The sequence below is a fragment of the Pontibacter fetidus genome (assembly GCF_010119545.1).
GTDB classification, from domain to species: Bacteria; Bacteroidota; Bacteroidia; order Cytophagales; family Hymenobacteraceae; genus Pontibacter; species Pontibacter fetidus.
Genome location: NZ_JAAEAA010000012.1, coordinates 101020 through 121883, shown reverse-complemented (window position 1 = coordinate 121883; position 20864 = coordinate 101020). Strand labels below are relative to the sequence as shown.

Here is a 20864-nt window from a genome sequence, read left to right as displayed (position 1 = left end):
TAAAGTGGGAAGGTAAATTATTCCCACTTCAGTTCTTCATCAAAAGTTGCGGTGGCTGTTTCAGAGAAATGTTCTGTTGCAGGTTCTGCTGTTTCAGCGGCTTCCAGGGCGGCAAGTGCTTCTTCGGTCAGCAGTTCAGATTTTACATGATCTATAGTGCCTTGCAGGGCTTCCATAAATTTCACAAAGTCTTCTTTATAAAGGAAGATCTTATGCTTCTCATAGGAGAAGGTCTCGTCTTTAAACTTTCTTTTACTCTCCGTAATGGTCACATAAAAGTCGTTTGAGCGAGTTGATTTCACATCAAAGAAATACGTTCTTTTCCCGGCTCTTACTCTTTGGGAATAAATTTCTGCTTTTTCGTTGTTCTCTTCCACCGTTTTTAGACGTTAAATTCAACTTTATGAACCTAAAAGTAACATATAGAATTGATATATAAAAATTTTTGAATTTAAAATTGATTTAATTTTTTTCTGCTATATTTGGCACCGGACCAAACTAGTAAATCATGAATTTATGTTCAATTTTACTACTATTCCTTCTATCATTTTCATCGGCTAACACCCTGTACACGGCCAACGGTAAGGCCTCTTACTACTCAGACCGCATGCAGGGCCAGCGCACTTCTAGTGGTGAGCGATACGATAAAGCCAAGCTTACAGCGGCCCATTCTTCGCTTCCGTTTAATACCCTAGTAGAAGTTACCAACAAGGCAAACGGTAAATCGGTTATAGTTAAGATCAACGACCGTATGCCCAAAAGCCGCCACTCTATTATCGACCTCTCCAGGGCTGCAGCCAAAGAAATTGATCTTATAAGAGCCGGGGTGGGCAGTGTAACTATAAGAGAAGTAAAACCAGAAGAAGAAAAGCAACAAGACGTGCCATTTGTCGTTTCAGAAACAAAAACAGACAAGTCTAAATAGCATGTAGCCCATGAAGCAGCCTCTCACCCTTGCCGACGTTCAGAAGTTCGAGAACATGGAGTTTCTGGCAAAGCAACTGGTGGAAGGCTTTATTACCGGGCTGCACCAATCTCCTTACCATGGTTTCTCGGTCGAGTTTTCGGAGCACCGCCTGTACAACAGCGGCGAAAGCACCCGCCACATAGACTGGAAAGTTTTTGCCCGCACCGACAAGCTTTTTGTTAAGCGCTACGAAGAAGAAACTAACCTGCGCTGTCACCTGCTGCTGGATGTGTCGCCGTCGATGTATTACCCCACCGATACGCATGGCAAGATCAAGTTCAGTATACTTTGTGCGGCGGCTATTGCTACACTTTTGCGCAAACAGCGCGATGCAGTAGGGCTGGTTACCTTTGCGGATACCATTCAGCTTCAAACACCGGTTCGCTCCACGGCTTCGCACCTGCACACACTTTTAATGCTCCTGCAACAACAGCTAGAGGCTACACCTACACGTTCTGGTACCGAAGTTCCGGGAGTCATTCACCAGATCGCGCAGCAGATCCCGAAGCGGTCGCTGGTCATTATTTTTAGTGATATGCTGGGCCGTAACGAGGATATAGATACTACTTTTTCAGCACTGCAGCACCTAAAGCACCAGAAACACGAAGTACTGATTTTCCATGTGATGGACCGCAAAACCGAAGAAGACTTTGAGTTTGCTGAGCGACCTTACATTTTCGTGGATGTGGAGACAGGGCAGGAACTGAAATTGCAACCATCGCAGGTACGCGACAACTATAAAGCTTCCGTAGAGAACTATAAACGCGAGCTTGCGCTAAAGTGCGGCCAGTATAAAATAGATTTCGTGCCCGTTGATATCAGCGAACCTTTCGATAAGGTTCTGTATAGTTACCTAGTAAAGCGTGCAAAGGTGCGGTAGCCTAACTATAATCCTGCAGCCTTATTATCTTACCATCTCTGAAAGTAAACACAGACTTTCCTTTCAACTTTGCTTATCGCCGGCTTTCATTCAGTTTGGCAAATCTATAGCAAGTATAGCTGTATAGTCTATCTGCACTTCTGCGGTAGTATCGGTTATAGTTAGCTGGATAATCTTCTGCTCGCGTTGGGTAAAGTATTTGGTGGCTTCTACTGCCTGCTGTTTAAAGGCATTAATTTTGAGTAATCTCTCCGTTGGAGTTGTTTTCAAACTACACCTCCAGGTGCAGCTGTGAGATCATACCTTCAACATCAAAATTGTTGTAGGCTTTAATGTAGTTTTCTATAGTTTGTTGGATGGTGGAATTGGGCATTTCTATAACACTCTTGTACAAACTAGAAGTTTTAGGGTTAGATCTGCTAAGTCAAAATATGAAACAATAAAATGAATATTAGTGCATTTTAATTTCTTCTACTTCTGATTCCCTTACATGTTGAAACGGGCGAAATTTACCTTTAGTATTTAATTCTCGAAGAAGATAATCATAACCTAAATTAACATGAGTGGGTTGATGAAATGGAGAAGCATCGAGACCTGCATAGGGAGTTTCTGAGTTAGCAATAATCTCAAACATTTTATTAGGTTGAGACTTCAAAATAACCATAGTACCAATTTTATACTTTTTCATATTTTTATATTTTCAATTAGTCTTAACTCTATATTTATCTAAATTTCCCTCCATTCTAGCAATATGTAAATCAAGGTCAACACTTGAACAAATTTTAATTTGAAAGCCATTTTCTTCAGTAGCTATAAAACCGAATTCACCTTGCTTGTAGAAATAATGATATTTTATTGCTTTAACATAAGTGCTTTTATATCGAAGAGTATTGACAGCATTTTCATAGGATGCTCTATCACTGAAGTTCCAAGTGTAATCCCATACTTTATTTGTAGGAGCGTATCTTATAAATAATCTATTGGAGTATTTACCTAACCAATCATCACTAGACTGAATCTCGTAAACAACTAATCCTTTCCAGTAATCATTTGGCTCACCAAATTGAGCACTTATTTGTTCAGAAGATTTATACAATAAATTTTGTGAGTAACTATATTCAGACCCAAGAATGAATAATGTCAATAATATTACTTTTCTCATCATATTATGATTTTATACTTAAGGTTTACTATAAAGTAACCTATTGCTATATAGTAAATTTTTTAAACAAATTATATGTTTTATACAGTTTTATGAATTTATAACTATAAATCTCTACTTCGGCATATTGTCCAGCGACTGCCACAGGTACTTGCTGGCTATAGTTCGGTAAGGGCGCCAGTTCTCGGCTAGCTGCTGCATGCGCAGGCGCAATGGCTTGCCAGTTTCCTCCAAACTATAGTGTCGTTTCATAGCATTCTGTATCCCCAAATCATCCACCGGAAATACATCGGGCCGTTCCAAAGCAAACATCAGTAGCATTTCTACAGTCCAGAGGCCAACGCCTTTTATCTGGGTCAGGTGAAGTATCAGGGCTTCGTCTTCCAGGGCATCTATCGTTGCGTGGTCCAGGTTGCCGGCCGCGGCAAAAGCTGCTACATTTCGTACATAGCCAATCTTCTGGAAGGATAAGCCCACACTGCGCAACATCTCATCGGTAGCAGCCAATACAAGTTCAGGGTGCGGGTAATTTTCCGGGAAAAACTCAGAGAAGCGTTTAAATATAGTAGCTGCCGCTTTGGTAGATAGCTGCTGCGAAACGATAGCGCTCAGCAATTTATAGTATAAGTCTTCGGATTTAGAGGAGGTGAGAGGCCGGCCTTGTGAGATGATAGTTGCCAGGATTGGGTCTTTGCCAAGTATAGCCATCACTTCCAGAGCAGGAGTAGAGTTATTCATAGTTTTATAGTTAGGTAGCATTAATTGTCATCTCGACGCAAGGAGAGATCTATTTAAGATGCTTTTGTGATCTAAAATAGATTTCTCGCATCGTTCGAAATGACATTATTGAAATGTTAAAATAAAAGTAATAAACTACCCTTCTTAGACAAGTCGCAAATCCCGAGCTTGTTTCGGTGGAGGGGCAGGGGTAGTTGGATTTTTATAGTTACAGCGACTTCAGCACTTTCAGGGTATGCTCCAGCATCTCATCAGTCACATCCAGGTGCGTTACAAAACGGATCATCTGGGGACCAAACGCTGAAACCCGGATGTTTTGCTCAGCCAGTGTATTGATAAAGGCCGCGTCGTTATACTTCTGGTTCAGTTTAAAGATGACAATATTCGTCTCCACCGGTAATACACTTTCTACATAGTTCATCTGCAGCAGTGTTTCTTCCATCAGCTTTGCTTTGCGGTGGTCCTCTTTCAGTCGTTCGATGTTATTATCCAAGGCATAAATGCACGCTGCTGCCAGATAACCCGCCTGTCGCATGCCTCCACCAAAAACTTTTCTCACTCTACGGCTTTGTTTAATAAATGCTTTGCTGCCAAGCAAAACCGAACCAACCGGGGCACCCAAACCTTTACTCAGGCAAACCGAAATGCTGTCGAAGTATAAACCATAGTCTTTAGCGTTCTCACCGGATGCTACCAAAGCATTAAATACTCGGGCGCCATCTAAATGCAGCGCCAGGTTATTGCGCTTGCAAACCTCCGAAATAGCTGCAATCTCTTTTATAGTATAATAAGAGCCGCCACCTTTGTTACAGGTGTTTTCTAAAGCAACAAGTTTGGTAATAGGGTGGTGCAGGTTATCAGGGCGGATGTTGCCTTCTACCTGTTCCGGTGTCATTTTACCGCGTTCGCCGTTTACAAGCGCCACCGACGCGTAGGAGTTTGAGGCAATACCGCCACCTTCGTACTGGTAAATGTGTGCCGTTACATCACAGATCACTTCAGTAAGCGGGCCGGTATGCACTTTTATAGCGATCTGGTTGGTCATGGTACCGGAAGGGCAGAAGAGGCCGGCTTCCATGCCAAACATAGCGGCAGCTTTGGCTTCCAGGGCATTTATAGTTGGGTCTTCTTCGTACACATCGTCGCCAACCTGGGCTGCAAACATGGCCTGCAGCATGTCGGGTGTGGGTTTTGTAACGGTATCTGAACGAAGATCGGTAATTTCTGTCATGAACTTTTGTATAGGTAAAACTGAATTTGATTCTGGAAATACTTTACTTTTCAAAAATAATATTTTACTTTTGCCCTTCAAATTTAATAATTGCAACGATGGGAGTTACTAGACTTAAAAGAAAAGACCGTAAAAATAAGGCAAGAGCAAACAACAAGGTTGCTAGAATTAAGCAGCTATTGTTAACACCAGTTATCAAGAATGTTGACATGGACGAGCTACGTGCTCAGTTCGGTGAGGCTCCAAAAAACAAGCCAGCAGAAGAAACTTCAGCTGAGTAGTTTTTTACGGCAAAGTAAAACCATCTGCCTGCCAACGCTGTGAAAGCTTCGGTTGGCGGGTTTACTGATAGATTTCAAAGTGTGCTTGCCCCGCAGGCACGCTTTTTTTATGCCCTTTTGCCAAGCTCTATCACCTGCAGGTTCTCCACTTTACCGCTGTTAATGTCAAAGCGCATCATAGTGCGCATCGTATGGAAGCCGTGTTTGCCAGCCGCGCCAGGGTTAAGGTGCAGCAGGTTATTCAGGTTTTTATCGGTCATCACTTTCAGGATGTGCGAGTGGCCGGTAATGTATAGTTGTGGCGGGCTTGCCTTGATCTCGTTCCTGACATCCGGGTGATACTTGCCCGGATAACCGCCAATATGCGTCATCATCACATCCAATCCTTCCACTAAAAACCTGTTAACTTTAGGGTGCACTTGCCTTATAGTTGCATCATCAATATTCCCATAAACACCACGCAACGGTGCAATCTCGTTCAGCCTGTCTGATACCTCTATACTTCCGAAATCCCCAGCATGCCATATCTCGTCGCAGCCAGTTAGCAATCTTATTATCTGGTCGTCGAGGAAAGAGTGGGTATCTGATATCAGGCCTATTTTCATTTCAGGGCTTTGAATTTTATGATGTTTTTGATTTAATGTGAAGTTAAGGTTTACGAGGTGTTTTTGCGAAAGTATAGTTTAAGTATATAGTTTTAAGTTGTCATTCCGAGCGAAGTCGAGGAATCTTATATATCCTAAATTATCTTTTTTGTCATTTCGAACAAAGTCGAGAAATCTTATATGTCCTATAGTTGAAGTTCTTACTAACCTTAACCAAGCTATCCTTTCAAAGTTCCTGTATTCCTGGGAGCTTTACTTACCCATCGTTTCAACTATAGCTTTGGTGCCCTCACGGCCGGGAGGCCCCGTCTTCGGGCATCGCGCTGCTGCCTTCTTGCTATCCTCCTGCGTCGGATTGGCTCACGCCACCGCAACAAGTCAAAGGCGCTCAACCCAAAGACTGTGATCTTTCTACTATTTACTGCTTAACTATAGTTTGAACTTGTAAGCTTCGTACTTTTTCTCGTGGCTATAATTCCGGAGGGACAGGTCGCGACCTGTCCGCTTCAAAGGCCGTCACTATAAAACTATACTTAAACTAAAGTAGTAGCAGAAAGTCCCCCTTTGAAGGCAGGGCCGTTAAGTTCTGCCGAGAACTATCCCCTTGAGGGGATTATAGGGGTGTTATTCAGGACCAAAAAGCTAATTGTTAGCCAGTTTTAAATTCACCCGCTAATACAAACACCCCTCTGCGCTCCCCTCAAGGGGAGAATTTGCTAGAACTTAACGGCCCTGCCCTTTGAAGGGGGCAGGGGGATGACTAACGCCAACTATGAAACTATAAATCTAACTATAGCTATAGCAGCAATTCCCGTCTTGAGAGGGGCAGATAAGTATTATAGTAATGGCTTAACACATCTTTCAACAAGATCCTTCCAGGATGACAAAAAAGTAGTAGATAAAACTCCCTCTCCTGTTTTTAGGAGAGGGTTGGGGAGAGGTAAAACAAGGGCAGTTGGATAACACGAACTATAGAACTATAGCCACCGCCTTTGCCTGTCCCTCGCGGGCCAGTTGCATCTGGAGATACAACACCATAGTTAGTCACGAGCGTGGACGCTCGCGCCAGCACTACGAACTATAAAGCTATAGTCATAAACTCCCTCTCCTGTTTTGGAGGTAGGTGACCCTCTTCAAAAGGAGAGGGTTGGGGTAAGGTAAACCCCGCCAATCCTGTAAATCCTGATTCAGAAAAAAAGGAGACAAAGCCTGAACCTCATCTCCTTTATTAGTCATTCCTGATAACTTATTAATTTCCCCACGTTTCTGGAGACTTTCGCCATTCAGCTAGGGCCGCCATCGCCGATTCCTGGATGTAACCGTTTGCAACGGCGGCTTCGGTTAGGGCACTATAGTTGCTCAGGCAGTGCAGGGTGATGCCTGCATTCTGGAAATTCTCATCGGCCTGGGCAAAGCCGTAGGTAAAGATGGCAACCATACCAACTACTTCGCCACCTGCTGCGCGCACAGCTTCAGCAGATTTTAACGAGCTGCCACCTGTCGAGATCAGGTCCTCCACCAGCACTACTTTCTGTCCCGGAATCAATTTGCCTTCAATCTGGTTTCCCATGCCATGTTTCTTAGGCTCAGGGCGTACGTACAGGAAAGGCATCTCAAGCAGGTCGGCTACAAGTGCACCCTGCGCTATACCTGCAGTGGCTACGCCGGCAATGGCTTCGGCTTCCGGGAAATGTTTTTTGATGGTTTCCGCTAGCTGTTGTTTTATAAAGCTGCGTATATGCGGAAAAGAAAGGGTAACACGGTTGTCGCAGTAAATGGGCGAGTTCCAGCCAGAGCTCCACTTAAAGGGCTTTTCTGGGCTTAACTTAACGGCTTCGGTTTCCAGCAGAAACGAAGCTACCTGGTGTGCTGTCGTCGTAGTATCCATGCGCCGAAATTACAGAATTATTTATCTTTTTTGGTCGCTGTATTTTCTATAAAATGATTTATTTCTTATTTGCGTAAAATTACGCTCAAACAGAGCACCTACTACATGAACGTTTTCATAAACGATATCCCGCTTATCTTAAAAAGATCGAACGAAAAGGTCTACCGCCACCATTACGACCTGGTGCTGGACGCCGACGACCATTTTACATCGAAAGACCTAGTGGGAGATGTGCTGATCAAGGATGCGGACATGATGCTGATTGACCGGTTGGTGCGCCTGATGGAGGTAAAAAAGCTGAAAAAGCTAAACTCATTAACACTGGTTACCAATAAAAAGAAGCGCCTGATCGATCACCTGAAAGATCAGTTCAAGATCGTAAAAGCGGCCGGTGGACTTGTGGTAAAAGACGAAAAGATTCTGATGATCTACCGCTTGGGTGTCTGGGATCTGCCAAAAGGTAAGCTGAACAAAAAAGAAGGAGCCAAAGAAGGCGCCCTGCGCGAAGTAGAGGAGGAGTGTAATATAAGTGTTGAGCTGGTAGAAAAGCTGCCTAAAACCTGGCACTCGTATGCTTTTAAGGGCAAGAAGATACTTAAGAAGACATCGTGGTACGTGATGAACTGCACCGATGACAGCCTGATGAAGCCTCAGGCCGAAGAGTTTATAGAAGAAGTACGCTGGATGACCCCGGAAGAAGCCCTGGAAGTGTTACCGAAGGCTTATACTTCTATTGCTTTTATTGTGCGCCACTACCTGCAATCGCTGAAGTCGGGAAAGGTATAAAGTCGGCTACATCGCCGCCAAACCGGTGAATTTCACGGATAATAGAGGAGCTGATAGCGGCCAATGGTGGCGAGGTGATCAGGAAAACTGTTTCGAGGTCGGTGTTTACGTGGCGGTTAGCCTGGGCAATGGTGTTTTCATACTCAAAGTCAGTGGTGTTACGCAGGCCACGTAATAAAAACCGGGCACTAACTTCGCGGGCGTATTCTGCTGTCAGGCCTTTGTAAGCTGCTACAGAAACTTTAGGCTCATCTTTAAACAAACCTTCAATGATCTCTACCATCTGCTCTACAGGTATGTAGCGCTGTTTGCTGCTGTTATTCCCGATGGCAATAATTATCTCATCAAACAACCGCGTACCACGCATCACCACATCCAGGTGTCCGTTTGTAAAAGGGTCGAAAGAGCCGGGGAAGAGAGCGATGCGTTTTGCCATTAGAATTTGAGTTGTAATTGAATTTATAGTTCACTTTTAATGCATTGTAATAGATTTCTCCTTACGTCGAAATGACAATTGAAAAGTACTTGTTCATCACTCTTTCTTAATTAATCATTCGCAAAGGTGTAAACTATAGAGCTCAAAGTAACGGTGCTCGAACAGGTCGTCGAATTTGTAGGAGTAGCCGATGTCTTGTGGTTTTTTGCCGAACTTAACCTGACGGATGTATTTCTGCATGATCGTGAACAACGTGGCGTCGTGTGTAATGTCGCCCCAAACGGTTATAGTTTCCTGCTCCGGGTTCATTTTCTGCTCCTGCATTACAAAGATGATGTAATAGATAAAGTCTTCAGGGCTTTGGTACTGGAAAATGTTGCAGAATTGCAGTCCATGTGCATCTACTACCAGTATAGTTACATAACTGCGCTCCACAAAAACATACATGCTACGGGCAGCGCTTCGGCCGGTCTGGTGCAATATACTTTTTATCAAAGAGCTGGTCTGGTGCACAAACTGTATAGTACGCTCCGGGAAAATCTCTTGTAATGTATCTTTAATTACACGCTCCACGGCAAAAATATTAACAGCTTCTAGGCTGCTATGGCGGTAAGAGAGTACATCGTCAAGTTGCGGGTTCAGGTTGCTGTGCAGGCGCAGGTAATCTTGCTGATGAGCCGGGTCGTATAGTGTTTCGGGTACCAGGGTAAAATGCTGGTTGCTTACGGCTACACGCACTGTTTTCCAGCTTTGCTCCTGCAACAGCGGGTTTTCGCGGGCAATAAGCTGCAGTTGTGCCGCTGCCTGTTCTGGCGTAAATACCGTTATCAGCTCATAATCTTCCAGCACTACAAACTTATTTCGCTCCACATCAGCTACAGCCAGTCGTATACTTTTCCGGGTGATGGAAACGTAAAGGTTACAGTTGCTGGCCGCAGAAAGCGCAAACGCTTCGTCCTGAATTTTGTGCGATAGCCGGAAGTTGGTGCTGGTCGTGTTCAAAGTATAAAGCTGGTGTAGTAGGGCCGATTAAAGGGCTATGCAAGTATAAAAAAAATATAGCATTTCTACTGCACGAAATGATGCGGCATGCTCATCAGGTCGTTGAAAGAATACAGGTGATGCAGGATGCTGTGTTTATCCGCCAACGGTATTTCCCTTACTTCGTGCTTGGTTTTCCAGGTTACTTCTTCTATCAGTTGCATCTCCGGGGTAGCTTCCGGGTCGGTGCCTTTGGCTATAGTTCCGCCAACGGTGTGCACTTCAAAAAACAGCTCAACGGCTTGCAACGGTGGCTTCAGAAATTCATTTACAAACAGGAACCGCACAACTTCTACTTCCAGGCCGGTCTCTTCCAGTACTTCGCGTTTCAGGCAATCGTCAATACTTTCGCCAACCTGCAAACCACCGCCCGGTGGCGCCCAGAATGCTTTGTTTTTTATAGTTGACTGGTGCCGGACCAGTAGTATTTTATCATCTTGTATGCAGATGCCGCACACCCGCACGCGAACTTTATCGGCGTAGGCAGCAGCATTTGGGTTTAAAACTGACATAGTTTGTTTAGGCGTGGTATTGGTGGTATTTTTGTAAATATGATTCAAACATTTAACCCCGATTTCGAAGCCGACATCCGCAAAAAACTGGAACGCCAGGAGTTCATGAAACTGATGGGCTTCGAAGTTACGAAAATTGAGGCAGGAAGAATAGAGGGCGAGCTAAAACTGGAGCAGCGCCACAAGCAACACAAAGGTTTTACGCACGGCGGCGTTATTGCCACCCTGGCCGATATAGTTGCCGGATTTGCTGCCGTCAGCCTTGTTCCCAAAGACCACCATGTAGTTACTGCCGAGATAAAGGTTTCTTACTTTCACCCGGGTGTAGGCGATAAATTGCTGGCCAAAGGCTACGTCATAAAACAGGGCCGAAAGCTCAATTTTTGCGAGGCCGAAGTGTACGTGGTAAAGGATGAAGCAGAACCATTGCTGATCGCAAAAGCTTCGACAAGTATGGCAACTATAACGCCCGAGGACCTAAAACTCAGAGAAAGTAAAAGTTAGAAATTTTGGAAGTTAAAAGGTTAGAAAGTTAAACTATAGCTATAGTATAAGTTGTTAGTTTATACATGGCGCAAACGGCTTCGTTCGTGTCAAACTATAATTGGCCACTAGCCCAGTTGAGTTACAAACTAAACACCATTATTTGACAGGGGTTGCAAACCCGCGCCAGCAAATGTTATTGAATCATTAATAATTCTTAATTCATCATTCATAATTATACACAATGCGTCCGGTAGAAGTACTGCGTCAGAATTTTCCGTTTGAGCCCACCGAGGACCAGGCGAAGTTGTTTGCCAAGCTGGATGAGTTTATACTTTCCAAATCCGAAGAGCGACAGGTGTTTATGCTGAAAGGGTATGCCGGTACTGGTAAAACTACGGTTGTTACCTCGCTGGTTAAAATCCTGAACAAGTTTGGATATAAGTATGTGCTATTAGCGCCAACGGGTCGTGCTGCCAAGGTAATGAGTACCTACAGCGGAAAGCAGGCGTTCACTATCCATAAAAAGATTTACCGGCAGACGGCTAATCCATATTCCGAAGGGCTTGCTTTTACGCGCATGCCTAACAAACTGGAAAACACCGTTTTTATAGTTGATGAGGCTTCCATGATCTCGGATGAAAGTGGCTTTGGCGAGAATGGTTTGCTCATGGACCTGATGAACTATGTGTTCGATAAAAAGAACAACAAACTTCTTTTAATAGGCGATACAGCTCAGTTACCGCCGGTTGGCCAGGCACTAAGCCCTTCATTAGACTCCGGTTACCTGAAACACAATTTCCGTTGCCAGGTGCAGGAAATAGAGTTGAAACAGGTTATGCGCCAGGCCGAAGCTTCGGGTATACTGATGAACGCAACACAACTGCGCTCGCAGTTAAACCTGGAACAACCAGATATTAAACTGTTTACCAAAGGCTGGAAAGATATTTTTAAGATGACCGGCGAGAAGCTGGAAGATGGCCTACGCTATGCTTATGATAAGTTTGGCGTGGAGAATGCAATCGTTATCTGTAGGTCTAACAAAGTGGCGAACATGTATAATCAGCACATCAGGCGCAGCATTTTCTTTACTGAAGATGAAATAGGGGTGGGTGATTACCTGATGATCGTGCGGAACAATTATTTCTGGCTACCAAAAGATTCGGAGATTGGTTTTATGGCTAACGGCGACTTTGTGGAAGTTACCAAGATCATAAAGTATGAAGACCTGTATGGTTTCCGGTTTGCAGATGTGCGCGTCAGGTTTGTAGATTACCCGGATGCAGAGGAATTGGAAACGAAGATAATGCTGGATACCCTGCATACGGATGCACCAGCTTTGCCAACAGACCAGAATAAGAAATTATATGATGCCGTTTTGCAGGATTATATGGATATACCGAATAAACGGGACCGTGCAAAGGAGCTAAAGAAGAATCCATATCTGAATGCATTGCAGGTGAAGTTTGCGTATGCCTTAACGTGCCATAAAGCGCAGGGCGGGCAATGGCAGGCGGTGTTTGTAGAGCAGGGTTACCTTAAAGACGATATGGTAAACCAGGAATTTGCACGATGGTTATACACTGCGTTAACCCGTTCATCAGAAGAATTATACCTGCTTAACTTTAACGCACAATTATTAGCCACTTAACGAACTAAAACATTATCTTGCTACGTTCTACAAACAAATTATCTACCTATACCGTAAGAAGCCAAATAATCCTTTATATCATGAAAAAAATTCTCCTATCGTTCGCAATTGCAGCAATAACTGCAGGTGGCGCTGTTGCACAGCAGCAGCCTAGAAAACAACCTACTGCTCCGCAGGCGCAAGCAAAAGCTGGCCCGGTTATCTCTTTCGAAGAAGCCGAGTACAATTTTGGTGATATTTCGCAGGGCGATGTAGTAGAGCATACGTTTAAGTTTAAAAACACTGGTACACAGCCGCTTGTAATTGATCGCATTGACGTTACGTGTGGTTGCACTACTCCAACCTGGACTAAAGAGCCAATCCTTCCTGGCAAATCGGGTACGGTAGTGGCTAAATTTAACAGTGCAGGCAAGCTGGGTAACCAGAAAAAAGCGATTACAGTACACTCTAATGCAGGCGAGCCTACCAGCGTGTACATCGTAACAAACATCAAAGAGAAGCAGACAGGCAGCGCTAAAAACTAAGACACCTTCTTTCTCTAATACAAAAGCCATCCGATCCGGATGGCTTTTGTTGTTTTAGAACCTTTACATTTTTGCTTATCGTTATAACGACTTCAGAATGGCATAGAACAGGGCACCCCAGCCAACTATAAGCGCCGTACCGCCAATGGGAGTAATAGCCCCAAGCCAGGTTATACCCGTTAAGCACAAGGTATAAAGCGAACCTGAAAAAATAAGTATTCCTATAAAGAAGCACCATGCCGCTACCTGCAACGCCGGACTTTCGACTTTAAATAACAACAGACCAACAGCCAATAACGCCAACGTGTGGTACATCTGGTACTTAACGGCAGTCTCAAAAGTATCTGTGCGGTTAGTGGCCTGTAACATGGGCCCCAACGCATGCGCACCAAAAGCCCCGATCATTACAGAAAGTGCCCCGAAAGCACTGGCTAAAAGAAGTATAGTTTTCTGAGTCATGAGTAATAGCTATAGTTATTCTTCGTCGCCTTCCAGGGCCTCGATCAGTTGCTCTTCAAACTCGCTTAGGCTATCGTACTGCTCAAAGGTTATGGTCTTTTCACACTGCTTCAGTTCCTGTACAACGTCTAAGGCAATATTTAACGGGTCAACTTCTTTGCCTTGCAGTTCCGGCGTCCAGTTGGCGCCAACAAGTAGTTCATCGCCATACATACCCACGCACCAGTTCTCCAGAAATTCAGCAACAGGCAGTGCCTCGGGCTGGTAATTGGCCCACTCATCAGCAGCACAGGCTTTAGCACTTTCAGCATCAGACCAGAAAAGTATCACTTCGGTATCTTCAAACTCGTTGGAGCTTGAAGTAGCCCAGATATCTCCTTCTGATAATCCCCATACCTGTTCGGTAGCCACTACCTGTTGTATAAACCTGCGATAGTTGGCTTCCTGGTTTGCGTTTTGCTCTTGCATTATCGTATATGTTAGTTTTTCTTACTTATTATAGTTTCGTGCGCCAAAGATACCACTTCCTACCCGAATCATGGTACTGCCTTCCTCCAAAGCCAGCTGCCAGTCCGATGTCATACCCATTGAGATGTCCTTAAAGTCAGGGTTGGCGAAGAAGAATGTCTCCTTTAATTGTTCAAAGTAGGAGTGCAGCTGCCGGAATTCGTTTCTTAATTTACCTTGATCATCGGTGTTGGTGGCAATGCCCATTACCCCCGTTATGCGGATATAGTGCATGTTCCGGTACTCGTCTGATTGAAGCAGCGCTACCGCTTCGTCGTAGGTCATGCCAAACTTGGTTTCTTCGTCGGCGATGGAGAGTTGCAGCATGCAGTTAATGGGTGTGGTACGGTTGCGTTGCTCCGCGCGCCTGTTAATTTCCATCAGCAGTTTAAGGCTGTCTACTGACTGTATGGTATCTACAAAATCAGAGATATACTTTACCTTGTTCGTTTGCAAGTGCCCGATCAGGTGCCACTCGATATCGTGGGGTAATAGTGCGTATTTATCCACCAGTTCCTGAACTTTGTTTTCGCCAAAAATGCGGTGGCCGGCATCATACGCTTCTTTTATGGTTTCAACGGGGTGGGTTTTGGTAACAGCTACCAGGCGCGCCGGTGTGTTTTTCAGCTGTTCATCAAAGTAGCGTATGTTATCTGCAATGTGGCTCATAGTTTTATATTTCGAATTGTTGAAGGCTAAATCTACAACATCAATCAACTATAGGTTTATAATTCTTAAAGTATAGTTTTATCGTTACTGTTTAACTTACCTTTAACCAAGATCCTTTCAGGATGACATAAAGGAAGTAATGCTGAGCGTTGAAAAGCGCAAAGTAAAGCTTCTCTACAACTTTTTAACTTAAACCTTTCTAACTTTCTAACTTTCTAACTTTCTAACTTTCTAACTCGTCCTTCTCTAACTCCTAAACTCTCTAACTACAACTTAGTCTTCCAATACATTTGTTACAAAGGTATTTTTCAGCAGCATCCAGCAAAGCAGCAGCAGTAGGGCCCACTTTAAGTATACCTGGTAATAATCCTTGGTATCCCGGAAGCGTTTTTCACTTACTTCTGTTTTCTCGAGGCGGTTTATACTTTTAAACACCTGTTGCAAGGCATCCTTGCTATCTGCCCTGAAAAACTGACCGTTACTAATTTCAGCTACGTCGCGCAGGCTGCTTTCGTCTAGTTTGGTATCTACAAAAAGGGTTTTCCCCTGATCGTCTACGGCATAAGGCACTTGTCCGTCTTTACCTATCCCTATGCTATAAAGTTTTATGTTAAAGCCTGTGGCCAGTTGGGCTGCCATTTGCGGATCCAGGCTACCGGCGGTGTTCTCGCCATCACTTATAAGTATAACCACTTTACTTTTGGCTTCTGAATCCCGCATACGGTTGGTAGCAACGGCCAGCGCGCTACCAATGGCCGTACCATCATTTTCGATCATCTTAAACCCAATGGAGTTTATACTTTCGCGCAGCAGCTGGTAGTCAGTAGTTAGCGGAGCAAGAGAATAGGCATCGCCGGCAAAAACCACCAAGCCTATTCGGTCTTGCACACGGCCATTTATAAAATCCAGGGCTACTTCTTTGGCGGCATCCAGGCGGTTTGGTTTTATATCCTGTAACTCCATAGAGCCCGACACATCCAGGGCAAGAATAATATCAATGCCTTCGGCGGTTTGCTCTACCTGCTCGTTTATGCGTTGCGGCCGGGCCAGTGCAACCAGAACCAGCATCACAAAAAGTATAAAAAGGAGATCAGGTATAAAGCGGAGCAGGCTGGTCCATTGCCATTGTAATTTGCCATCAAACATGGCCACGTTCAGCTTGTTGCGGGTATTCAGGGTAAACAGCCACTTCAGCAGAAACAACAGTGGTACCACCGGCAATGCATACAGCACCAACGGAAACACCCAGTCGAAACTTCGGAGCGTACTAAGACTGAACCATTCCAGGCTCAGCCAGTCCAGCATGTCGTCTGTTATTTTTAGCATTCTTAGTTATCTCTCGTCTGGCTTTATACCTGCTTTTGGCAAATTTGCGCAGCAGGAGCAGGGCTTCTTTGGTTTCGGTATCAGCTTCGGTTAGCAGGTTGCCGTAAATGGCTTTGTCGCAAAGGCGCAGGGCGGTGTTTACCTCGTCGTTGTTATCGTAAAATTCTACAATCTCTTTGGTTGTGAAAGAGTTAATAGCGCTTCGTTCCAGTTTGGTCAGGTAGTTTTTCCATAGCGAAACAGCTTTTTCCATACTTTGCGAAACACCTGTCTTTACAAAGCGGTCTACGTGTGCATTGTACCGGGAGGCAAAGTATAGGTGGTCTTTGCGCAGGCGGTATAGTTTATACTTTGTTTTTATAGTTTGCCCGAATATCAGCCAGATCAGACTAAAGAACAAACTACCCACCACTAACCATAACAGCAGCACAGGCCAGTTAAAGCGTTTTTCGACAGCAACCAACTCTGTTTCCGCTTTAAACTGCAAAGGCTCATTTACTTTTTGTACCAGTTCCTGAAGTATAACCCGGCTGCTGTCGCCGTTTACGCGCACGGTATCTTTGCCCTGCAACACAAGAACGGGCAGCATCAACGCTTGCAAAGCTTTTGTATCAAATGTCCGTAGGGTATAAACTGCGCTGTCTGTACTTATGCCGTTTTTAGTTACTGTCGGATAAAAGTCCTTACGTACCAGCTCGAAAGGGGAAAAGTTATAGTTAGTGCCCGGTAAAATCACTTCCAGTTTTTCGGGGTGGCGATGCACCAGCGTGTATGTAACCGGTATGCCTATTTTAACAGAGTCGGAACTGAACGCACCAACCGGGCGCAACACCTGTTGGGCCAAAGCCAAAACAGGCAACGTAAGTATAACTATAGTTGAAAGTAATTTACGCACTTCGTTTGGTTGTTTTATTGCGCAGCCTGAACAGGTTTACCAGTTGTGGCACATAGTCTTCGTTGGCTTGTATGGCCAGGTAGTTAGCCTGGTACCGGTGGCAGATGCGCATCAAATTTTCCTGGTTCTCTTTGTACTGCGCAAAATATTTTTTCTGAAATTCTTCTCCTGAGGTGTTCAGCCACACGGTTTTCCCGGTTTCTTTATCCAGCACGGGCACTATGCCCATACCCGGCATTTTACGTTCTCGCACATCTACCAAGTGTATCACTATAAGGTCGTGGCGGCGGGCCAGCATCTGCAGCTCTTTCTCATAGTTCACATCTATAAAGTCCGAAATCAGCAGGATAATGCTGCGGCGCTTTATGATATCGAGGGTTAATTTTATGCCTGCAGCCAGGTTGGTTTTTGCGGATTTTGGCTGTAGTTCCTGAAGCGCTTTAATAATGGTATAAGCCTGCTCAATGCCTTTGGCTGGTTTTATGTATTTCTCTTTCTGGTCTGAGATGCAGATAATACCGATCTGGCTCTGCTGTCGGGCTGCCGAAAGTGAGAGCACTCCACAGATCTCTTTGCCTACGTCTATTTTCTGCTGTTTACCTGTACCTATAGTTTGCGAAGCACTCACATCCAGCATCAGGAACACCGATTGCTCTTTTTCTTCGCGGTATGTTTTTACAAAAGTGCCGTGACCTTTGGCGCTTACATTCCAGTCTATAGCGCGCACGTCGTCGCCGTACTGATAAGCGCGCACGTCGTCAAATTCCAGCCCTGAGCCTTTAAACACAGAGTGGAAATCGCCTTGCATTTGAGTGGTAATTGCCTTTCTTATCCGGATCTCGTACTTTCGTAGCTTTTGAACAAGCTCATTCATACCCTTGTTGTCCTGGTGTGAGATTTTAAAATTAGGACATATTCCCGTAATTTACATCCGTGAAACGACTTTTCTATACACTTTTTTGCCTTGCCTTGCTTAGCTGTGAGCAGCAGGAAGTAGCTACTAAGCCAGCAGACATCATTCCGGAAACTAAAATGGTGCAGATACTGGCCGATGTGCATATCATGGAATCACTGATAGAATCCAATGTCAGCTTCCCGGATACGGCAGTGATGGTATATAACAAGGAACACAAAAACATCCTTAAAAAATATGGCGTTAGTAATGCGCAGTTTACCAAGTCGTATGGCTACTATGGCAAAAACCTGGAGCAAATGGACAGGCTCTACGAAATAGTGTTAGATACCTTAACAGCCCGCGAAGCAAAGTTGCTAACTAAAAAAGGAAGTGCACCTGTGGCAGAAGATACGCTGCAACGCAACATTCAGGTTGACACGAATGGAGTTCCTTCTCGTAAGGGCAGGAGGCTGGGCCGCCCAGGAGATGTGCTGATGAATGCGCCGCAGGAGGTTAAAGAAGATATGTAACCAGCTTTAGATAAGTTTACTGCCATTTGGTACTTTGGCAGCTGGCTGTGCAAGCACAATGTCTTTATTTTCGTCTTCAAAGCCGGTTACCAGCACTTCTGATATATATTTTCCGATCTGTTTTTTACCGAGGTTTACAACACACAGCACCTGTTTGCCAAGCAACATTTCGGGTGTATAATGTTTGGTTATCTGGGCGCTCGATCGTTTAATACCTAAAGGCCCCAGGTCTACGGCAAGTTTGTAGGCCGGCTTGCGTGCCTCCGGAAATTCGTTTACCTCTACTATAGTTCCTACCCGTATATCGGTTTGTTCAAATTGCTGCCAGGTTATCGTTTCCTGTGCGTTTTCAGGTGCGTACATAGTTGGTAAGTGTCGTTAAATTTCCTTTTTCCAAATATAGTATAAATGTTAAAACCTGCGGCATGCCTGTTGTGCTATGCAATGAGCGCTGTGGTTTACCCTGCCCAACTATAGCCAAAGCAACATAAGCATTTGCGCTTCGTACTCCTATGCAGTCTTATTAATGTAATATAAAGGGCAGTTTCAGCTGCTTATAGATCACGCGCCCACATCATTAAACTATGAAAAAAGAATCCGGAGCAAGCAAGTCTGTTTGGGTGGATGGTATTTCGATGCCTGTTACCCACGAGCTGCAAGATAATATAACCTGCGATGTATGTGTTGTAGGTGCTGGTATAGCTGGTTTAACTACGGCTTACCTGTTGGCTAAAGAAGGTCAGAAAGTGGTGATACTGGAAGCCAAAGATACCATTTGCAGCGGCGAAACCAGCCGTACCACTGCCCACTTGGCCAGCGCCCTCGATGATGGATTACCGGAGCTTATCAGGTTGTTTGGCGTAGATGGTACACGCTTGGCCGTGCAAAGCCACATGGCGGCAATAGATAAGATTGAAGCTATTATAAAAGATGAAAAAATAAGCTGCGACTTTAAACGCCTGGATGGCTACATGTTTGCCAACAGCGAGGAAGAGCAAGAGCAGCTGACCAAAGAACTGGAGGCAGCCCACCAGATTGGCTGGCGCGATGTAGTGTTGCGCAAAGCTGCCCCACTCGATACGCTAACCCACCTGCCTTGCCTGCAATTTCCTAACCAGGGCCGTTTTCATGTGCTAAAGTATCTGTCGAGTCTTGCTACGGTTTTGTTAGATAAGGATGTACGTATCTATACTTCGAGTAGGGCAGTTGAGTTCAGGCCGGGTGCTGTGGCTACAGTGGTAACCCAAAATGGACATACTGTTTCCGCTAACAGCCTGGTAGTGGCCAGCAACACACCCGTAAACGATATGGTCACCATGCACACCAAACAGGCGCCTTACCGCACCTATGTGGTCGGGGCAAAAGTTAGAAAAGGTACCGTACCCGATGCCCTTTACTGGGATATGAAAGACCCTTACCATTATGTCAGGATTCAGGAAGCAGGAAAAGAGGCTGGCGAAGATGCGGATGATTTGCTTATAGTTGGTGGCGAAGATCACAAGACCGGGCAGGATGACCAACCGGCCAAACATTTTCAGGAATTGGAGCACTGGATGCGTGAGAAGTTTCCGATGGCTGGTGATGTGGTATATCGTTGGTCGGGGCAGGTGTATGAGCCGGTTGATAGTCTTGCTTTTATAGGCCGTAATCCCGGAGACCCTGAAAATGTATACATCGTTACCGGAGATTCAGGCCACGGCATGACCCATGGAACTATAGCTGGTATACTGCTGACAGACCTGATTATGGGGCGCAAAAACGAATGGGCCACCATTTACGACCCGGCCCGTGTAAGCCTAAAAACAGCCGGAGAATTCCTGAAAGAAAACCTGAATGTAGCCGCACAATACAAAGAATACCTGACAGGTGGGGAAGTGGACGACCCAGCGCAGGTAATGCCGGGCACGGGTAAGATTATGCGCCGTGGCACTACCAAAATCGCTGTGTACTGTGACCAGGATGGTGTGCGCCACGAATGTTCTGCTATTTGCCCGCACATGGGCTGCGTTGTAAGCTGGAATAACGTAGAAAGCTCCTGGGACTGCCCATGCCATGGCTCACGGTTCGATGCATTTGGTAAAGTGATTACCGGCCCCGCCACACAGGACCTGGCACCGCCGAAGTAGTTTGGGAGTTTAAGAGTTTGGGAGTTAAAGAATTAAGAGGGACTCTGAATTTTCTAACTATAAAGTAAAAGAGCAACTATAGAGATCAGATCTATAGTTGCTCTTTCGATTTTGCAGAAGCCAACTTCCAAACTACTTAACTCCTAAACTATTTAACTAGCTCTCCGTGCCATTGTTGGTGTTTTCACCAACAATTCTATTAGCCAACTTTTTGTGCATGCTGGTGAAAACACACAGCAAGGCCATGAGATATTGGTTTTCAAAAACCTAAA

The 20864-nt window shown here is 44.9% G+C and carries 28 protein-coding genes; 10 read left to right on the top strand and 18 right to left on the bottom strand.

Features of this window, described 5'->3' with window-relative positions:
• Positions 1–17: 17 nt before the first annotated feature.
• Positions 18–377, bottom strand: coding sequence for a DUF3276 family protein (locus GWO68_RS10890; protein ID WP_162346474.1), 360 nt, complete (start codon positions 375–377; stop codon positions 18–20).
• Positions 378–508: 131 nt separating this feature from the next.
• On the opposite strand from GWO68_RS10890, the gene GWO68_RS10885 reads away from it, so the two are divergent.
• Entirely contained in the window at positions 509–925 is a 417-nt protein-coding gene (locus tag GWO68_RS10885; RefSeq protein ID WP_162346473.1) for a septal ring lytic transglycosylase RlpA family protein, read from the top strand.
• 10 nt (positions 926–935) lie between these two features.
• Positions 936–1847 (top strand): DUF58 domain-containing protein, encoded by a 912-nt coding sequence (locus GWO68_RS10880; RefSeq protein ID WP_162346472.1) that lies wholly within the window; start codon positions 936–938, stop codon positions 1845–1847.
• Positions 1848–1937: 90 nt separating this feature from the next.
• Here GWO68_RS10880 and GWO68_RS17840 read toward each other — a convergent pair whose 3' ends face one another.
• From GWO68_RS17840 to GWO68_RS10855, 5 genes are all read right to left on the bottom strand, one after another.
• Positions 1938–2117 (bottom strand): hypothetical protein, encoded by a 180-nt coding sequence (locus GWO68_RS17840; RefSeq protein ID WP_235942024.1) that lies wholly within the window; start codon positions 2115–2117, stop codon positions 1938–1940.
• A gap of 181 nt (positions 2118–2298) precedes the next feature.
• Entirely contained in the window at positions 2299–2535 is a 237-nt protein-coding gene (locus GWO68_RS10870) for a hypothetical protein (RefSeq protein WP_162346471.1), read from the bottom strand.
• A gap of 12 nt (positions 2536–2547) precedes the next feature.
• Positions 2548–3012 carry a hypothetical protein gene (locus GWO68_RS10865; RefSeq protein WP_162346470.1) on the bottom strand — a complete coding sequence of 155 codons (465 nt, stop codon included), beginning with the start codon at positions 3010–3012 and terminating at the stop codon, positions 2548–2550.
• Between the two features lie 111 nt (positions 3013–3123).
• Positions 3124–3747 carry a DNA-3-methyladenine glycosylase family protein gene (locus GWO68_RS10860; RefSeq protein ID WP_235942023.1) on the bottom strand — a complete coding sequence of 208 codons (624 nt, stop codon included), beginning with the start codon at positions 3745–3747 and terminating at the stop codon, positions 3124–3126.
• Between the two features lie 208 nt (positions 3748–3955).
• Entirely contained in the window at positions 3956–4978 is a 1023-nt protein-coding gene (locus GWO68_RS10855) for a threonine aldolase family protein (protein WP_162346469.1), read from the bottom strand.
• Positions 4979–5004: 26 nt separating this feature from the next.
• Between GWO68_RS10855 and GWO68_RS10850 the strand changes: the two genes are divergently transcribed.
• Positions 5005–5259 carry a hypothetical protein gene (locus GWO68_RS10850; RefSeq protein ID WP_317164518.1) on the top strand — a complete coding sequence of 85 codons (255 nt, stop codon included), beginning with the start codon at positions 5005–5007 and terminating at the stop codon, positions 5257–5259.
• 107 nt (positions 5260–5366) lie between these two features.
• Here GWO68_RS10850 and GWO68_RS10845 read toward each other — a convergent pair whose 3' ends face one another.
• Positions 5367–5864: a metallophosphoesterase family protein gene (locus GWO68_RS10845; RefSeq protein ID WP_162346468.1), complete on the bottom strand. Its 498-nt coding sequence runs from the start codon at positions 5862–5864 to the stop codon at positions 5367–5369.
• 955 nt (positions 5865–6819) lie between these two features.
• On the opposite strand from GWO68_RS10845, the gene GWO68_RS17945 reads away from it, so the two are divergent.
• Complete coding sequence (locus GWO68_RS17945) at positions 6820–6948, top strand: hypothetical protein (RefSeq protein WP_262887487.1); 129 nt, start codon at positions 6820–6822, stop codon at positions 6946–6948.
• Between the two features lie 165 nt (positions 6949–7113).
• On the opposite strand, the gene pyrE is transcribed toward GWO68_RS17945, so the two are convergent.
• On the bottom strand, positions 7114–7752 hold the full coding sequence (pyrE, locus tag GWO68_RS10840) for an orotate phosphoribosyltransferase (RefSeq protein WP_162346467.1): 639 nt from the start codon (positions 7750–7752) through the stop codon (positions 7114–7116).
• A 105-nt stretch (positions 7753–7857) separates the two neighbouring features.
• Between pyrE and GWO68_RS10835 the strand changes: the two genes are divergently transcribed.
• The gene (locus GWO68_RS10835; RefSeq protein WP_162346466.1) at positions 7858–8538 is read left to right on the top strand and encodes an NUDIX hydrolase; all 681 of its coding nucleotides are present in this window, start codon (positions 7858–7860) and stop codon (positions 8536–8538) included.
• Here GWO68_RS10835 and coaD read toward each other — a convergent pair.
• The 3 genes from coaD to GWO68_RS10820 all read right to left on the bottom strand — a co-directional run bounded on the left by coaD (position 8492) and on the right by GWO68_RS10820 (position 10527).
• Complete coding sequence (gene coaD / locus GWO68_RS10830; protein WP_162346465.1) at positions 8492–8974, bottom strand: pantetheine-phosphate adenylyltransferase; 483 nt, start codon at positions 8972–8974, stop codon at positions 8492–8494. The two genes, GWO68_RS10835 and coaD, sit on opposite strands and share 47 nt — an antisense overlap.
• Positions 8975–9088: 114 nt before the next feature.
• Positions 9089–9976 (bottom strand): DUF3822 family protein, encoded by an 888-nt coding sequence (locus tag GWO68_RS10825; protein WP_162346464.1) that lies wholly within the window; start codon positions 9974–9976, stop codon positions 9089–9091.
• A gap of 65 nt (positions 9977–10041) precedes the next feature.
• Positions 10042–10527, bottom strand: coding sequence for an NUDIX domain-containing protein (locus GWO68_RS10820; RefSeq protein WP_162346463.1), 486 nt, complete (start codon positions 10525–10527; stop codon positions 10042–10044).
• 39 nt (positions 10528–10566) lie between these two features.
• On the opposite strand from GWO68_RS10820, the gene GWO68_RS10815 reads away from it, so the two are divergent.
• The 3 genes from GWO68_RS10815 (at position 10567) to GWO68_RS10805 (ending at position 13185) form a co-directional block, all read left to right on the top strand.
• The gene (locus GWO68_RS10815; protein WP_162346462.1) at positions 10567–11031 is read left to right on the top strand and encodes a PaaI family thioesterase; all 465 of its coding nucleotides are present in this window, start codon (positions 10567–10569) and stop codon (positions 11029–11031) included.
• Between the two features lie 223 nt (positions 11032–11254).
• Positions 11255–12661, top strand: a complete 1407-nt coding sequence (locus GWO68_RS10810) for an ATP-dependent DNA helicase (protein WP_162346461.1) — start codon at positions 11255–11257, stop codon at positions 12659–12661.
• A gap of 80 nt (positions 12662–12741) precedes the next feature.
• On the top strand, positions 12742–13185 hold the full coding sequence (locus tag GWO68_RS10805; protein WP_162346460.1) for a DUF1573 domain-containing protein: 444 nt from the start codon (positions 12742–12744) through the stop codon (positions 13183–13185).
• A gap of 81 nt (positions 13186–13266) precedes the next feature.
• Here the strand turns inward: GWO68_RS10805 and GWO68_RS10800 are convergent, their stop codons facing one another.
• The 6 genes from GWO68_RS10800 to GWO68_RS10775 all read right to left on the bottom strand — a co-directional run bounded on the left by GWO68_RS10800 (position 13267) and on the right by GWO68_RS10775 (position 17915).
• Positions 13267–13644, bottom strand: coding sequence for a DUF423 domain-containing protein (locus GWO68_RS10800; protein ID WP_202923727.1), 378 nt, complete (start codon positions 13642–13644; stop codon positions 13267–13269).
• A 15-nt stretch (positions 13645–13659) separates the two neighbouring features.
• Positions 13660–14112: a DUF2750 domain-containing protein gene (locus GWO68_RS10795; protein WP_162346459.1), complete on the bottom strand. Its 453-nt coding sequence runs from the start codon at positions 14110–14112 to the stop codon at positions 13660–13662.
• Between the two features lie 21 nt (positions 14113–14133).
• The gene (locus GWO68_RS10790) at positions 14134–14820 is read right to left on the bottom strand and encodes a YggS family pyridoxal phosphate-dependent enzyme (protein ID WP_162346458.1); all 687 of its coding nucleotides are present in this window, start codon (positions 14818–14820) and stop codon (positions 14134–14136) included.
• 273 nt (positions 14821–15093) lie between these two features.
• Entirely contained in the window at positions 15094–16146 is a 1053-nt protein-coding gene (locus GWO68_RS10785; protein WP_162346457.1) for a vWA domain-containing protein, read from the bottom strand.
• On the bottom strand, positions 16088–17041 hold the full coding sequence (locus tag GWO68_RS10780; RefSeq protein ID WP_162346456.1) for a hypothetical protein: 954 nt from the start codon (positions 17039–17041) through the stop codon (positions 16088–16090). The genes GWO68_RS10785 and GWO68_RS10780 overlap by 59 nt, the downstream gene beginning before the upstream one ends.
• Entirely contained in the window at positions 17034–17915 is an 882-nt protein-coding gene (locus GWO68_RS10775; RefSeq protein ID WP_162346455.1) for a DUF58 domain-containing protein, read from the bottom strand. The genes GWO68_RS10780 and GWO68_RS10775 overlap by 8 nt, the downstream gene beginning before the upstream one ends.
• Before the next feature lie 59 nt (positions 17916–17974).
• Between GWO68_RS10775 and GWO68_RS10770 the strand changes: the two genes are divergently transcribed.
• Positions 17975–18466: a DUF4296 domain-containing protein gene (locus GWO68_RS10770; protein ID WP_317164517.1), complete on the top strand. Its 492-nt coding sequence runs from the start codon at positions 17975–17977 to the stop codon at positions 18464–18466.
• Between the two features lie 6 nt (positions 18467–18472).
• Here GWO68_RS10770 and GWO68_RS10765 read toward each other — a convergent pair whose 3' ends face one another.
• On the bottom strand, positions 18473–18829 hold the full coding sequence (locus GWO68_RS10765) for a tRNA-binding protein (protein WP_162346454.1): 357 nt from the start codon (positions 18827–18829) through the stop codon (positions 18473–18475).
• 221 nt (positions 18830–19050) lie between these two features.
• Here GWO68_RS10765 and GWO68_RS10760 point away from each other — a divergent pair, with 221 nt between their 5' ends.
• The gene (locus tag GWO68_RS10760; protein WP_162346453.1) at positions 19051–20592 is read left to right on the top strand and encodes an FAD-dependent oxidoreductase; all 1542 of its coding nucleotides are present in this window, start codon (positions 19051–19053) and stop codon (positions 20590–20592) included.
• The last annotated feature ends 272 nt before the right edge of the window (positions 20593–20864 follow it).

Coding starts and splice junctions, on each gene's coding strand:
- GWO68_RS10885 (WP_162346473.1), top strand. CDS start 509: ATGAATTTATGTTCAATTTTACTACTATTCCTTCTATCATTTTCATCG.
- GWO68_RS10880 (WP_162346472.1), top strand. CDS start 936: ATGAAGCAGCCTCTCACCCTTGCCGACGTTCAGAAGTTCGAGAACATG.
- GWO68_RS10870 (WP_162346471.1), bottom strand. CDS start 2,535: ATGAAAAAGTATAAAATTGGTACTATGGTTATTTTGAAGTCTCAACCT.
- GWO68_RS10865 (WP_162346470.1), bottom strand. CDS start 3,012: ATGATGAGAAAAGTAATATTATTGACATTATTCATTCTTGGGTCTGAA.
- GWO68_RS10860 (WP_235942023.1), bottom strand. CDS start 3,747: ATGAATAACTCTACTCCTGCTCTGGAAGTGATGGCTATACTTGGCAAA.
- GWO68_RS10855 (WP_162346469.1), bottom strand. CDS start 4,978: ATGACAGAAATTACCGATCTTCGTTCAGATACCGTTACAAAACCCACA.
- GWO68_RS10845 (WP_162346468.1), bottom strand. CDS start 5,864: ATGAAAATAGGCCTGATATCAGATACCCACTCTTTCCTCGACGACCAG.
- pyrE (WP_162346467.1), bottom strand. CDS start 7,752: ATGGATACTACGACGACAGCACACCAGGTAGCTTCGTTTCTGCTGGAA.
- GWO68_RS10835 (WP_162346466.1), top strand. CDS start 7,858: ATGAACGTTTTCATAAACGATATCCCGCTTATCTTAAAAAGATCGAAC.
- coaD (WP_162346465.1), bottom strand. CDS start 8,974: ATGGCAAAACGCATCGCTCTCTTCCCCGGCTCTTTCGACCCTTTTACA.
- GWO68_RS10820 (WP_162346463.1), bottom strand. CDS start 10,527: ATGTCAGTTTTAAACCCAAATGCTGCTGCCTACGCCGATAAAGTTCGC.
- GWO68_RS10815 (WP_162346462.1), top strand. CDS start 10,567: ATGATTCAAACATTTAACCCCGATTTCGAAGCCGACATCCGCAAAAAA.
- GWO68_RS10810 (WP_162346461.1), top strand. CDS start 11,255: ATGCGTCCGGTAGAAGTACTGCGTCAGAATTTTCCGTTTGAGCCCACC.
- GWO68_RS10805 (WP_162346460.1), top strand. CDS start 12,742: ATGAAAAAAATTCTCCTATCGTTCGCAATTGCAGCAATAACTGCAGGT.
- GWO68_RS10800 (WP_202923727.1), bottom strand. CDS start 13,644: ATGACTCAGAAAACTATACTTCTTTTAGCCAGTGCTTTCGGGGCACTT.
- GWO68_RS10795 (WP_162346459.1), bottom strand. CDS start 14,112: ATGCAAGAGCAAAACGCAAACCAGGAAGCCAACTATCGCAGGTTTATA.
- GWO68_RS10790 (WP_162346458.1), bottom strand. CDS start 14,820: ATGAGCCACATTGCAGATAACATACGCTACTTTGATGAACAGCTGAAA.
- GWO68_RS10785 (WP_162346457.1), bottom strand. CDS start 16,146: ATGCTAAAAATAACAGACGACATGCTGGACTGGCTGAGCCTGGAATGG.
- GWO68_RS10775 (WP_162346455.1), bottom strand. CDS start 17,915: ATGAATGAGCTTGTTCAAAAGCTACGAAAGTACGAGATCCGGATAAGA.
- GWO68_RS10765 (WP_162346454.1), bottom strand. CDS start 18,829: ATGTACGCACCTGAAAACGCACAGGAAACGATAACCTGGCAGCAATTT.
- GWO68_RS10760 (WP_162346453.1), top strand. CDS start 19,051: ATGAAAAAAGAATCCGGAGCAAGCAAGTCTGTTTGGGTGGATGGTATT.